Source organism: Alteromonas sp., from assembly GCF_984505615.1.
In genome coordinates this window covers 1-13,888 of sequence record NZ_CFHOXV010000016.1, presented here as the reverse complement: position 1 = coordinate 13,888, position 13,888 = coordinate 1, and the positions used below count along the sequence as shown (strand labels likewise).

11 protein-coding genes are annotated in these 13,888 nt (G+C 51.0%); 5 read left to right on the top strand and 6 right to left on the bottom strand.

From position 1 onward, the window contains the following. Nucleotides 1-4 precede the first annotated feature (4 nt). Nucleotides 5-1,765, bottom strand: coding sequence for an acyl-CoA dehydrogenase family protein (locus AC4PME_RS10840; RefSeq protein WP_491046051.1), 1,761 nt, complete (start codon nucleotides 1,763-1,765; stop codon nucleotides 5-7). A 279-nt stretch (nucleotides 1,766-2,044) separates the two neighbouring features. Here AC4PME_RS10840 and AC4PME_RS10835 point away from each other — a divergent pair, with 279 nt between their 5' ends. The 3 genes from AC4PME_RS10835 to AC4PME_RS10825 all read left to right on the top strand — a co-directional run bounded on the left by AC4PME_RS10835 (nucleotide 2,045) and on the right by AC4PME_RS10825 (nucleotide 5,624). Next, the gene (locus AC4PME_RS10835; RefSeq protein WP_491046050.1) at nucleotides 2,045-3,913 is read left to right on the top strand and encodes an acyltransferase family protein; all 1,869 of its coding nucleotides are present in this window, start codon (nucleotides 2,045-2,047) and stop codon (nucleotides 3,911-3,913) included. Between the two features lie 119 nt (nucleotides 3,914-4,032). Then, nucleotides 4,033-4,782: an SDR family NAD(P)-dependent oxidoreductase gene (locus AC4PME_RS10830; protein WP_491046049.1), complete on the top strand. Its 750-nt coding sequence runs from the start codon at nucleotides 4,033-4,035 to the stop codon at nucleotides 4,780-4,782. 2 nt (nucleotides 4,783-4,784) lie between these two features. Then, a complete protein-coding gene (locus AC4PME_RS10825; RefSeq protein WP_491046048.1) occupies nucleotides 4,785-5,624 on the top strand; it encodes an amidohydrolase family protein in 840 nt (279 codons plus the stop codon). A 56-nt stretch (nucleotides 5,625-5,680) separates the two neighbouring features. Here the strand turns inward: AC4PME_RS10825 and AC4PME_RS10820 are convergent, their stop codons facing one another. The 5 genes from AC4PME_RS10820 to AC4PME_RS10800 form a co-directional block, all read right to left on the bottom strand. After that, nucleotides 5,681-7,045: a TrkH family potassium uptake protein gene (locus AC4PME_RS10820; protein ID WP_491046047.1), complete on the bottom strand. Its 1,365-nt coding sequence runs from the start codon at nucleotides 7,043-7,045 to the stop codon at nucleotides 5,681-5,683. Further along, nucleotides 7,042-7,698: a potassium channel family protein gene (locus tag AC4PME_RS10815; protein WP_491046046.1), complete on the bottom strand. Its 657-nt coding sequence runs from the start codon at nucleotides 7,696-7,698 to the stop codon at nucleotides 7,042-7,044. Before AC4PME_RS10815 ends, AC4PME_RS10820 begins: the two co-directional genes overlap by 4 nt. A 197-nt stretch (nucleotides 7,699-7,895) precedes the next feature. Further along, a complete protein-coding gene (locus AC4PME_RS10810; RefSeq protein ID WP_119500080.1) occupies nucleotides 7,896-9,080 on the bottom strand; it encodes a mandelate racemase/muconate lactonizing enzyme family protein in 1,185 nt (394 codons plus the stop codon). Nucleotides 9,081-9,318: 238 nt separating this feature from the next. After that, nucleotides 9,319-10,086: a class II aldolase/adducin family protein gene (locus AC4PME_RS10805; protein WP_119500081.1), complete on the bottom strand. Its 768-nt coding sequence runs from the start codon at nucleotides 10,084-10,086 to the stop codon at nucleotides 9,319-9,321. 119 nt (nucleotides 10,087-10,205) lie between these two features. Beyond that, nucleotides 10,206-10,622, bottom strand: coding sequence for a hypothetical protein (locus AC4PME_RS10800; protein ID WP_491046045.1), 417 nt, complete (start codon nucleotides 10,620-10,622; stop codon nucleotides 10,206-10,208). A 335-nt stretch (nucleotides 10,623-10,957) separates the two neighbouring features. Here AC4PME_RS10800 and AC4PME_RS10795 point away from each other — a divergent pair, with 335 nt between their 5' ends. Both AC4PME_RS10795 and AC4PME_RS10790 read left to right on the top strand, forming a co-directional pair. After that, a complete protein-coding gene (locus tag AC4PME_RS10795) occupies nucleotides 10,958-12,016 on the top strand; it encodes an efflux RND transporter periplasmic adaptor subunit (protein ID WP_491046044.1) in 1,059 nt (352 codons plus the stop codon). A gap of 2 nt (nucleotides 12,017-12,018) precedes the next feature. Further along, a partial coding sequence (locus AC4PME_RS10790) for an efflux RND transporter permease subunit (protein ID WP_491529591.1) occupies nucleotides 12,019-13,888 on the top strand: 1,870 nt, incomplete at its 3' end.

Here is a 13,888-nt window from a genome sequence, read left to right as displayed (position 1 = left end):
GTAATCAGCGGTAGTCAAACTCACTGCCAGTGACAGCAAGTACATTCTCAGCGCCGCTTAACATGGCTGACAAGTGCGCGTCCCGCCGTGGCAAGATACGTGCAACGTAAAAATCTGCACACTTTTGTTTCGCTGCGGCAAAGGTGGGATTGTCTCCCTGCGCGGCTTTATCTGCCATGCTGTACCAGCACAGACCAGTTAATGAATACGCTGTGTATGCCAGATAATCACAGGCCGCAGCCGCTACAAATACCGGATCTTTGTCCAGGCAGGCAGTGGATGCATCCATCCAGCTGCTCAGCAGAGTCTGTGCATTCTGTCTGGCGTCTGAATCTGTCATAGCGTCAACAAGTCCGGCAAAAACGTCGTAAGTCGCTTTCAGCATGTTGCCGCCATCGCGGGTCAGTTTACGGCCAATTAAATCCAGCGCCTGTATGCCATTGGTACCTTCATACAACTGGGCTATACGCACATCCCGCATCAGTTGCTCCATGCCCCATTCCCGGATGTAGCCGTGTCCGCCGAATATCTGGATCCCCAGGCTGGTGGTTTCCAGCCCCATATCAGTGAAGAATGCTTTGCAGACCGGTGTCAGAAATTGCAGAACCTGACCGGCGTGCTGTTTCTCGTCCTCTGTCCCGTAGTGCTCCGCATCCATATACTTTGCATACAACAGTGATAAAGCGCGGCTGCCTTCCGTTAACGTTTTCTGGGTGAGCAGCATGCGGGCCACATCAGGCTGAAATACAATAGGGTCGGCTTTCGCGTCCGGTTGCTGAACGCCTTGTGGCGCGCGGCTTTGCAGCCTCTCTCTGGCATATGTCAGCGCGCCCTGGAAAGAGGCTTCTGCAGCACCCAGACCCTGCAGACCTACCTGAAAACGGGCATCATTCATCATGGTAAACATACAGGCCAGGCCCTGGTTTTTACCGCCAACCAGCCAGCCTGTCGCGCCATCGAAATTCATCACACAGGTGGGACTGGCTTTGATCCCCATCTTGTGTTCAATACTGCCCACAGACAGCGAATTAGCTTCACCCGGTTCTCCCTGACTGTCCGGCATAAACTTCGGCACCAGAAACAGGCTGATCCCCTTCACACCTTTCGGCGCATCAGGTAAACGTGCCAGCACCATATGAATAATATTCGACGTCCAGTCGTGGTCGCCGCCGGTGATGAATATTTTGCTGCCGGTGATGCGATAACTGCCGTCGTCCTGCGGCTCAGCTTTAGTGTTCAGCAAAGCCAGATCAGTACCGGCCTGAGGCTCTGTCAGGTTCATGGTTCCGGTCCACTCTCCGGACACCAGCTTAGCCAGATAAGTGGCTTTTAAATCCTCACTTGCATGGCGGCTGACAGCCAGAACGGCGCTTTCTGTCAGCATAGTCGTCAGGCGCCAGCTCAGGTTGGCTGAGTTCAGCATTTCATGCACCGGCACCGCCATGGTGTAGGGTAATCCCTGACCTTCGTAGTCCACCGGACCAAGCATGGCGTTCCAGCCATTGGCAACATACTCTTCATAGGCCGCAGCAAACCCTTGCGGCGTAGTTACGGCACCATTTGCAAACGTACAGCCGGCTTCGTCACCGCTGCGGTTTAGCGGTGCCACCACGTCTTCTGCAAACCTGGCTCCCTGAGTTAGCACTTCACTGGCAAGCTCAAAATCGAAATCTTCCAGTCCGGTCGACTGATAATGGTCACTGACGTTCAGCCAGTCCCGCAACAGAAATTGAAAATCCGCCAGTGGCGCCTGATATTGCGGCATGATTCACTCCAAAGTTAAACGCTTGTTTGAATTTTAACATTATATGCACAAACTCACCGGACAAGATAGCCTGCAGGTTTTAAATTTAGCGTTTGTCATCTGAATGAAAGCATAGTCCATGAGCTGAGAAAGGGCAGCGGTAGCAGTAGCAGTAGCAGCGTGAATTGAGCAGGCCGGTTGCGGGGTAATCCTGATTATCCCTTTAAGCGTAGTTATGAGATGACAAAAAGCGCCTGGTCAGATTCTCTGAGTACAGGCATGTGATTTACAGGGAAAGAATTGCAATTTCGTAAAGATATAAACGGACTCCGTGCGCTGGCAGTGATTGCCGTGGTGCTTTTTCATTATCAACCGGAATACCTGCCCGGCGGCTTCGCCGGCGTCGATGTGTTCTTTGTGATATCCGGTTTCCTGATGACTTCAATTATCAGCAGGGGGCTGGATAAAAACACCTTCGGTACCTGGCGGTTTTATTGCGCCAGAGCTAAACGTATCGTTCCTGCTCTGACAGCGGCTTGTCTGGTATTACTGGTGTGCGGCTGGTTTGCTGTCACGCCGGTTGATTATGCCGCGCTGAGTAAGCATATTGCGTCCAGCCTGACTTTTGTTTCGAATATTGTGTACTGGCAGGAGGCCGGTTATTTTGATGCGGCATCGACGCAAAAATGGTTGCTGCATACCTGGTCACTGTCTGTGGAGTGGCAGTTTTATCTCCTTTATCCACTGATACTCATCGGGTTGCGTAAGCTGTGCGGCAGTAAATCCCTCCCGCATGTTGTGCTGGCTCTCACCCTGCTGGCCTTCTTAGCTAACCTGTGGCTGTCTTTTGCTTATCCTTCAGCAAGCTATTTTTTAATTTCTGCACGGGCCTGGGAAATGCTGGCCGGCGGAGTGGCTTTCTTCTATCCGTTAAATGTTTCGGACAAAACGCGGGGTTACCTTGCACTGGCGGGACTGGCGCTCATCGCAATAACCTATTTTGTTATCAGCGAAGATAATCTCTGGCCCGGCTATCTCGCATTCTTTCCGGTTGCCGGCACGTTTATGGTTATTCAGGCGCGGGATGAAAAGAGCGTCATCACCACCAATGTCGTCAGTCAGAAACTGGGATTGTGGTCTTACTCCATCTATCTCTGGCACTGGATCATTGTGGTGGCGAACAATATTTACCACCTTGAACTGTCTTTCTGGCTTTTTGTCGCCCTGACTATTCTGGCAGGCTGGTTGTCTTACCGGCTGATAGAGCAGTACCACCGGCCCCGACGTTACTGGTTGATGTTCATCCTGACCCTTGCGGGGAGTTTATGGGTTTACCAGCAACAGGGATCGCCGGAGCGCGTGCCGGAGAAATTCCGTCATGATGCTCTGTCTTACCATGAAACCTATTATGGCGGGGCGGGATACAGTGCCGATGAATGGATTTATTTTCATGCGAAGGACAATGACTACAAGTTTATTCTCATCGGTGACAGCTATTCTCTTCAATATGGCCGTACGCTGAGTGACAGCGGGATCCCGGTACTCGGACGGTTTTATCATGGCTGTCCCTTCTTTCCCACACTGGCCAAATATGAAGAAGGCGGTGAACTTGAAGCTTGCTCAGATCAGTTTGAGGAAGTGAAACAACGGATAGAAGGTAACGACAAGCCACTGGTTCTGGCCCAGTCATGGGACAGCTATCAGGAAAAAATCATGAAAAAAGACGCCAGTAATAAGCTGGAGCTTACCGAAGAAGAATATAACGACAAAGTCATCGCTGAAATGGAAACCTTTATCTCAAGGTTGGGTGACAGAAAGTATTTTCTGGTTGGTGTGCCACAAAAGGCGTGGGTAAATGCTTACGAATGTCTGGCCAGGCAGTCACTTCCCGCTGCCGGCTTTTTTCCTGTATGCAGCAGTACTCAGCCGAAGCAGGACTACTCCGTTAACAGCCGCCTGAAGCAATTTGCTGAAGCGCACAGTAATGTGTGGTACGTGGATCCTGATGCCGCCCTTTGTGAAGGCGAAACCTGTACCATCATTGATGACGGGGAACCGGTTCACTCAGACCGCTCTCATCTTGCGGTGCACGGGGCAGGAAAAGTCTGGCAGGAATTGATGCAGGTGATGGCGTCTGCTGATGTCAGCCTGGCGACGGAGAAGCCCTGACCGCCTGAGATTGTCAGTTATGAAACTGAACGCTGCCGGCACGGTTCATTTTTACTTTTCCGTCAACTGCAGGCATCCTGTTAGCCATTGTGAAGGCGAAAGCTGAAATAGGAAAAGTAATGCAACAATCATCACCTGTTTGCGTGGTCACCGGCGGCAGTTTAGGTATCGGTCTGGCCGTCTGCGAAAAGTTTGCGTCCGCGGGATATCAGGTCATCAATTTAGATATCCGTGATTTCGATAACCCTCCTGAGCACGCGCAATGGATGCAGTGCGATGTCACCAGTGCTGCAGCGGTCAGTGACTGTATCAGTGACATTGCAGCGCGTTTCGGACGTATCGATTGTCTGGTAAGCAATGCGGGTATGCATTTCTCTGCCACCATCGAAGACACCACGCCGGAAGACTTCGATAAGGTGTTCTCTTTAAACGTGAAAGGGGCCTATCATGCAGTACGCGCGGTGTTGCCGGTAATGAAACAAGCGAACAAAGGCGCAATCATCATTATGGCGTCAGATCAGGCGATCATCGGCAAGCGTAATTCTTTTGCTTATAACCTGAGTAAAGCGGCGCTGGCATCCATGGCTAAAACCACCGCGCTGGATTACGCGCCTTATAATATTCGTGCAAACGCGGTTTGCCCGGGCACAATTGAAACGCCTTTGTATCATAACGCCATCGATAAATATGTGGCCGCAAGCGGTGCGGATAAAGCCGAAGTGCACGCAGAAGAGGCTGCAGCACAACCCCTCGGACGGCTGGGGCAACCGGAAGAAGTGGCTGCGTTAACATTCTTCCTTGCCAGTGATGATGCGGCTTTTATCACCGGCAGTCTGCAAAGTATCGACGGCGGCTATACCACACAGTAACCATGAAAATCATCGACGCCCATCTGCACTTATTTGATTTACAGGCCGGTGAGTACCACTGGTTGTCCCCTGACAATCCGCCATTCTGGCCGGATAAACCGGTTATCGCGAAAAATTTCTCTGAGTCTGATTTAGTGGTGTCAGCCCCGGAGCAGCTTAGCGGGTTTGTGCATATTGAAGCCGGATTCGACAATGCAATGCCCTGGCGTGAGGCTGATTACCTGGCGCAGCATTGCCATATCCCTTTTCGCGCAGTTGCCGGTTTTGACTTGCTGGCAGGTAATAATCAGCATGTGATTTCAGAATTGCTCAAACGCCCTTGTATTACCGGTGTCAGGCATATCCTGGACGACGAAGCCGCGTCTGTTCTGAATGATGCTGAAGCCAAAGCGAGCCTGGCATTGCTGGCAGAGGCGGGATTGAGTTTTGATGCCCAGTTATCCTTGTATGACACTGCCGGCGTCCAGGCGCTGTCTGCTGTGGCTGCGGATTTTCCTGCCATGTCGTTCATTCTGAATCATGCCGGATTTCCGTTGGCAGATAAAAATATTAAGGTGTGGCAGGACAACCTGAAAGCCTTAAGCAGGGCTGATAATATTGCCGTAAAACTGTCCGGTTGGGAAATGCATAACCGTCAATGGCGCGCGGATGATATTGTGCCGGTGGTGAACACCGTGCATCAGTATTTTGGCGAAAGCCGGGTAATGACAGGCAGTAATTTTCCCTTGTGTACCTGGCACAGTGATTACGGTGCTTTCTGGCACACAATAACGCAGGCAGTGCCCGCCTTGTGTGCAGACAAATGGCTGAGTGAAAATAGTCTGTACTGGTATTTTGGTTAGCCTGCCGGCTATTCAGGTAATCCACACCGGCAAGCTTAGAGATAAGGTCTGAGACTTTATCCGATAGAAATACGGCTGTCAGGGTAGCGAACATGACGTTGTCTCGGACTTGCCAACAAATAGGCGAGGGTAAGCGGCCCCAGCCGGCCAAGGAACATCAGCACAATAATAATGCCTTCACCGGCAGCGGATAAGCTTCCTGTCAGTCCTCTCGACAGACCCACCGTGCCCATCGCGGATACGGCTTCAAAGACGATATCCAGAAAAGGGGCATCCTCTGTGATGGTCAGCAGAAAAATCGCCACCCAGGTCACCCCGCCTGAAATCACTGTGAGAGCCAGGGCCTTAGACACGGTTTCTGTTCGGATGGTACGCTGAAAAAGCGTTGGCGCGTGGTCGCGGCGCAGAAAATTGTAAGTGGCGGTCAGAAGTACCACGAAGGTTACGACTTTGATACCGCTGGCGGTACTCATTGACCCGCCGCCGATAAACATCAGCAGCAACATAAGGGTGACAGAGCCGTCTTCCAGCGCAGCAATATCCAGGGTGTTAAAACCCGCGGTTCTCGGCGTGACTGCCTGAAACCAGGAGGCCCACCATTTACCCGCCGCGTCCAGCTTGCCCAGTGTGTCCGGGTTATCATATTCAATGGCATAAATTAGCAGTAACGCGACTACGTTGATGATGACCGTACCGGCTATCATGGTTTTACTGTAAGGCGTCAGCGTTTGCCAGCTTCGTTTTTTAACCAGATCTATCCATACAGAAAAGCCCAGTCCGCCAGTAATGAACAACGCGGTAATCGTGATATTAACCACAGGATCGCTGACATACCAGGACAGACTGTCCGGCTGCAGTGCAAAGCCGGCATTATTGAACGCGGATATGGTGTAGAAAAAGGCTTCGTATGCGGCCGTTGACCAGCCTGATTCCGCCTGCCAGTAGCAGGTCAGGATCAGCATGCCTGCGGCTTCTGTTACCAGTGCAAAAAGAATAACGGCTTTGGCGGTACTGACCAGTGACGACGTGTCGGTTTCATTAAACGCTTCCTTCACCGCGCTTTGTTGCAGAAAGCTTATCTTACTGCCTACCGCGACCAGCGTTACAACCGCAAAGGTCATTAAACCAAGACCGCCAAATTGAATGAGCCCGGCAATAACGGTTTGCCCGAAAAGGGTGAAGCCGGTTCCGGTATCCACAACGGCGAGCCCCGTTACAGTCACCGCTGAGGTGGCGGTGAACAGGCTTTGCGTCCAGGTGATTGGTGCTGTGGTGGCAAAGGGCAATTTAAGCAGCAGGGTGCCAAGAACGATAAAGCTCAGAAAGCTCAACGACAGGATAAGAGGCGGAGCCGCCTGAATTTTTCGCGCACCTTTCGGCTTTCGTTCCAGCGGGCGGTTCGCCGGTAACCAGCGTTTCAATGTTTAAGTCTCGGCGCAATTTTAACCAGCAGTTCCCTGGGACCACTCAGCACCAGCTGATCTTCAGGTTTCAGCTGAAACGCCATGTCAGGCGTACAGTATATCTGATGCTTACGTTTAACCATCAGGCAGTGAATATCGTCTTTGTAGCCATTAATGACTGTATCCAGTGTCATGGGGGACTTTGTTTGCGGTACCACCACTTCTACAATGTAATGGCCGTGCCCCAAACTCAGATAGTCACTGACCATCGGGTAATTCAATGCCTGAGCCACACGAACGCCCATCTCTTCTTCAGGGTGAATGATGCGGCTCACATCCAGTTTTGAAAGTATGGTGTGATGCGCCTTACTGTTAGCCTTCACCCAGATATTCTGCACACCTTCATTTTTCAGGTTCAGCACACACAGCAAGCTGGCCTGCATATCTTCACCGATGGCGACAAGCACGGCATCACTGTCGTGAAGACTGAGTTCTGCCATGGCTCTTTCGTCGGTGGCGTCACAGATAAGGGTTTGGGTCAGTTCGGTAGAATATTGTTCAGCCAGCTTTTCATCGCTGTCGATACCGGTAACAGTGTGACCCAGATGGATCAGCTCTAAACTGGTGGTAATGCCAAAGCGGCCAAGGCCGATGACAGTAAAATGCGCCATAAGTGCTCCAGAAAACGGAAACGGCGTCGCAAGGATTGCGGCAACTGGCGTATGGTACGTGAGAGACAGGAAAAAGGAGCGGTTATTGAACGTGATAGTTGGACGTTTCAGCTATGTAAGCCGTCGTTTTTCTGCGGACAGAAAAAAGCCGTTCAACGGATGAACGGCTCTGAAGGTTTTAAATGCGTCGTTGAGACTTATTTCAGTTCAGTCACTGACATGTTGGGTGAACGGTAAACCACTTCATCATTCAGCTCAATACCAATTCCCGGTGTGTCCGGCGCTTCAATAAAGCCATTAACCGGTTGAGGATCCTGAATACATAATTCACGGTTCCACGATTTGGTTGCGTAGGTGTGATGCTCGTGGATCAGGAAGTTAGGAATGGCGGTTTCAAGGTGCAGGCTGGCTGCCGTTGCCACCGGACCACCGCAGACGTGAGCCTGAATGCGCACATCGTATATGTCGGCGTAGTCACACACTTTTTTCGCTTCGGTGAAGCCGCCGCACAGACCAATATCAGGCTGTAAAACGTCCAGAGACTGATCTTCCAGATATGGACGGATGCCCCAGCGGTTATACAAACGTTCGCCGCCGGCAATCGGTGCTTTCACGTTACGGGCAACTTTGTCATGCAGTTTTGAGTTCAGGTAGTTAACCGGTTCTTCGTAGTACATACAGCCGAATTCTTCTACCAGTTCGCCCAGTTGAATAGCCGTGGTTGCACCCGGTAAGCTGTGGCATTCAAAAATAATATCGCCTTCGTCACCCATGGCATCACGGATTGCCTGCAGACGTGCACGGAACAGTTTCATTTCCCCTCTGGAAATGATTTTCGTGCGGTCATAATGGGTGTCGCCGTTAATGTCATAAACGATTGGGTCAACTTTCACCGCAGTGTAACCTTCAGCCATCGCCTTTTCTGCGGCACGGCCATATTCTTCAGGCTGGATCAGTTTGGTAATAGTGGTGTCCCAGTCGAACTGTAACTGACTGGCGTAAGAACGCAGCTTGCCGTTAGTCTTACCGCCAAGCAGTTGATAAACCGGCAAGCCAAGTGCTTTACCTTTGATATCCCAAAGGGCTGTATCCACCGCACTCATGGCGGCGTAAATGACAGGACCGCCACCTAAGCCCCAGAAGCTCTCACGGAGCATTTTCGACCACAGACCTTCAGTGTTGAAAGGGTTCCAGCCAATCAGCATAGCTTCTGCGATTTCTTTGATCATGTGCGCAGCAGCCGAATGTCCCCAGTCGTAAGCCAGACCGGCTTCACCAACACCGGTAATACCTTCATCGGTGTAAATACGCACAAAAACCGGATTCCATGGCGGACGTTCCGGGCACTCAATATCGAATATTTCAACTTTGGTAATTTTCATCTTTTGTCCTGAATGTAGTTGCTCAGACTATCGCGTCGCGCTGTTGCGGGAACGGGATTGTCATTCATAACACGGCGTAAACCCATCCATGGGGCCTCGACTGCCGCTTCCCTGCGGCAGACGGTTATGAATGACAAAACCCTTATCCCGCAGCGCCACCGCGATAGCTGGCAAGATTCCGTATAAACCGGTGCGTTATGAATGCTAATCCCGTCCCCGTAATCAGCCTGCAACTAGCTTATTCGCAGAATGTCGGGTCGAGTTTCCAGGCTTTTCTCAGCATCGCTGGCCAGGCTTTCTGGCCGCCGGTTTCGCCTGAGTGTACAATTTTTGCCTGATCATAAATGCCCTTTACAATGGGCTCGGGTATTTCAATCACTTCCTGACCGGATTGCATCAGTGACATTTGTATATCACAGGCGCGTTCCAGATCATAAAAGCGCATAAATGCGTCGCCTACCGTAGGGCCTAACGTCAAGCCGCCGTGATTGGGCAATAACATATGGTTGGTATCGCCCAAATCATCCTGTAACTGCTTTCTTTCATTATCATCAACCGCCAGACCTTCGTAGCTGTGATAGCTCAGCGAGGGCAGGGAAAACAGTGAATACTGGCTCCAGGGCTTCAAACCACCTTTTACTGACGCCACGGCGATAGTGGCTTTTGTATGCAGGTGAATAACACATTTCGCATCTTCACGGACTTCGTGAATGGCGCTGTGAATGGTGAAACCGGCCGGATTGATCTGGTAGGGGGAGCCATCGAGAATATTGCCGTCGAGATCAACCTTCACCAGATTCGACGCGCGCACTTCATCAAATGCCAGACCAAAAGGGTTAACCAGATAATGCTGTGTACCCGGTACTTTAGCGGAAATGTGAGTATAGATAAGATCGCCCCAGCGCATGTTATCTACCAGCCTGTAGCAGGCGGCGAGATCGACGCGGGTTTGCCATTCTTCCGGCGACACCTTGTCTTTCAAACTGAAATGTTCAAGCTCAAACACGGGTATCACTCCTTTTATGTCCTGTTGATACAAAGTAGCAGACGGACTGACAGTCAACAATGCCAGTATCGTCTGACTTATTATTTATCATCCGGAGGAAAAAGCAGAGACGTTGAGATTTACTCTCCGGACTGGTTCGCTGTGGTGGTGTTACCACCGGCTGGTTGCGTATTCTGATGCAGTATTGTGACGCTGTCACGCAGCGGGATCAAATGATCGCGGTTTTCCATGTCTTTGATATTGATTGAAAAAACATCACGCTTTACCCAACTGAGTGATTTGCCAGTCCAGCCGGGCGAGGGGAAGTCGTCAGTGATGTTGTCCAGGCCGGCTTGCTGGGTGCATTCGTACACGGCCATATTCTGGCTGGTGATCAGCACAAGTTTACCCACTTCCACATTTACACCGGTTTGTTGCCAGACCTGTTCATGCAGGGCGCACTGTTCACTTTGCTCTTCATTGATGCTGGCCAGTGGCATGGTCAGAAGACCTCCGGCATTTTCCAGCAGTAATGCGTATTTATCTGTTTTGATCACACAGGCGAGAGCGTCATGAGCCGGTAAGGTGGATTCAACTGAACGGCAAACCGGAGGCGCGGGAACCTCAGAGCAGCCAAAAAGCGGCAGAAGTAACAAAACGACTGATGAGCGAATCCTAAAAAGCATACAACCAGGTAAAATAAAATTTAAATAATTATAAACAAACAGACCGGCGGCCTGATTTCATCAAGAGTTGTCCGGCAGTATAACAACAATAACAACAGCCACGTACCAAGGCTTGTTTTAATTTCTCAGTGCATGGAATAGAAATGCATACACAGTGTCAGCATCGCCCTGACTGTGCAGTTGAGAAACGTTGATAGGAATCAGAGATGTCGAAAAAGTCCTTTTTGTCCCCGTTACTGGTGGGCGTTGTCGCGTTAGGTGCGTTCTTAATTTATATCAATCTGCCTGCTGAAGAATCTTCTGCAGGCGGAGGCCGTTTACCTTCTCCCGTTCGCGTGACTGTAGTAGCCGAGCAAACCTTTCCGGTGACCATTGAGGCGCTGGGTACGGCCAATGCCAACGAATCGGTCACGATCACGGCGCAGCAGACCGACCGCGTTACAGACGTAAAGTTTGATGACGGTGATACGGTAAAAACCGGACAATTACTGGTTCAGTTGAATAATGACGAAGAGCTGGCCCGTATTGTTGAACTTGAAGCGAACATTGTGGAAGCGAAAAGTCAGTATGAGCGGGTAGTGAACCTGGCGAAAACCCGCGCGGCATCGCAACAAATACTTGGCGAACAGCAAGCCAAACTGAAAGGACTTGAAGCGCAACTGGATGTTGCGAAGTCTCAGCTGGATGAGCTGCAAATCCGCGCCCCCTTTGCCGGTCTGCTCGGCATCCGCAACATCAGTAAAGGCTCACTGGTACAACCGGGTGATGCCATTACCACGCTGGACGATATCAGCATTATCAAGGTCGATTTCAGTGTGGCAGAAGGGCAGCTTGCCAGCCTTTCTCCCGGTCAGCGGGTTATCGCACGGTCCGTAGCGTATCCGGGAGAAGATTTTGAAGGCACCATTACCACTATTGGTTCCCGTATCGATCCGGTCTCACGCTCTGTTCTGGTAAGAGCACACATTAAAAACGAACCGGTGAAAATCCGTCCCGGTATGCTGCTTCAAATCACACTGGAAAAGCAGGTTCTGGAAACACTGGTTATTCCTGAAAAAGCGCTGGTGCCCATTCAGGATAAGCAGTACGTATTTGTCGTGAATAACGATGTGGTCGAGCAACGCGAAGTGATTATCGGCGAACGCAAACCCGGTATCGTGCAGGTTGTCGACGGTCTGGTCAGCGGTGAACGTATTATTACCGAAGGCACGTTACGTGTGCAGGAAGGCTCTGCCGTTCGTGTACTGAATGCTGAGGGAGTGTAACCATGTGGTTATCTGATGCTTCCGTAAAAAGGCCGGTGTTCGCATCGGTGATTAATTTGCTGGTGGTGATCTTCGGCATCGTGGCGATCAGTATGCTGTCGCTGCGGGAATATCCGGATATCGACCCGCCAATCGTATCAATCAACACCAATTACGACGGCGCTTCAGCCAACATTGTTGAAACCCGTATTACGCAGTTGCTGGAAGACCGCATCAGTGGGATTGAAGGGATAAAAAATATCACCTCAACCAGCCGCAACGGACGTTCGTCTATTTCAATTGAGTTTAAGCTGACCCGTGATATCGATGCTGCAGCCAATGATGTGCGGGAACGGGTGAGCCGTGCGCTGAACAACCTGCCTGAACAGGCTGATCCTCCCGAGGTATCAAAAGAAAGTTCAGACGAAGATGTTGTGGTTTGGTTTAACCTGCGCAGTACTAACCTGGATACCATGGAGCTTACCGATTATGCCGAGCGCTTCCTGGTAGACCGTCTGTCCATTGCTGATGGTGTGGCCAGGGTTCAGCTGGGCGGCGGCCGGACCTATGCCATGAAGGTGTTTCTTGACCGTAACGCTATGGCGGCACGTGGTATCACCGTTACCGACGTGGAAGATGTGATTCAGTCAGAAAACGTAGAGTTGCCGGCAGGTGAAGTTGAATCCAATGACCGGGATTTTGAGGTGCGGGTAGCGCGCTCATTCTTAACGCCTGATGATTTTGCCCAGTTGACTGTCGCGGTAGGTAACGACGGTTATCTGGTACGACTGGGTGAAATTGCCAATGTGGAGTTGGCACCGGAGGATGACGAAAGTGAATTCCGCGGTGACGGTGTAAACATGATTGGCCTGGGGATCATTAAGCAATCGAAAGCCAATACCCTCGATGTGGTGCGTTCTGCCAAAGAGCAGATTGCTAAAATTGAAGAAACGCTGCCGGATAACATTTTCATTGTACCCAGTTACGACTCTTCGGTATTTATCGAGGAATCAATCAACGAAGTATACAACACCCTGATTATCGCCATGATTCTGGTGGTGGTAGTGATTTACCTGTTCCTCGGGAATGTCCGCGCAACACTGATCCCTGCTGTCACCGTGCCGGTGTCGATGATCGGTGCGTTCATTGTGATGTATATGCTGGGCTTTTCCATCAACTTGCTGACGCTGCTGGCGATGGTGCTCGGCATCGGGCTGGTGGTGGATGATGCCATCGTTGTGCTTGAGAATATTTACCGTCGTATCGAAATGGGAGAGCCGCCTTTACTCGCGTCTTACCGCGGGGCAAAAGAAGTAGGCTTTGCTGTTATCGCCACCACGCTGGTTCTGATTTCTGTATTTGTACCGCTAATCTTCCTGGAAGGAAATATCGGGCGGTTGTTTACAGAATTTGCGCTGGCCATGGCCGCCGCTGTGGCTTTCTCCAGTTTTACGGCGTTATCGCTGTCTCCCATGATGTGCTCGAAATTACTGAAAAAGCAGTCGCGGGACAAAGGCTTCGGCAGCTGGCTGGATAAGCGCTTCAAGGCTATCGAGAACCGCTACGAAAGCAGTCTGGGTACCACCATCCACCAGCCATGGCTGATGGCCGTGCTGTTCATCATTACGCTAATTCTCATCTGGCAGCTGTTCGGGAAAATTCCCGGAGAGTTCACCCCGAAAGAAGACCGGGGGACTTTTTATATAATGGTAAAAGGTCAGGAAGGTGCGTCTTTTGAAAATACAGCGGAAAGCATGAGAAAAGTGGAATCGATTCTGATGCCTTACCGTGAAGAAGGGACTTTCGATCGCCTGCTGGTACGTGCGCCGGGCCGGGGCACCATGGCCGGGCTGGCTGTGGTAGGCGTGATCCCATGGGATCAGCGTGACTTCA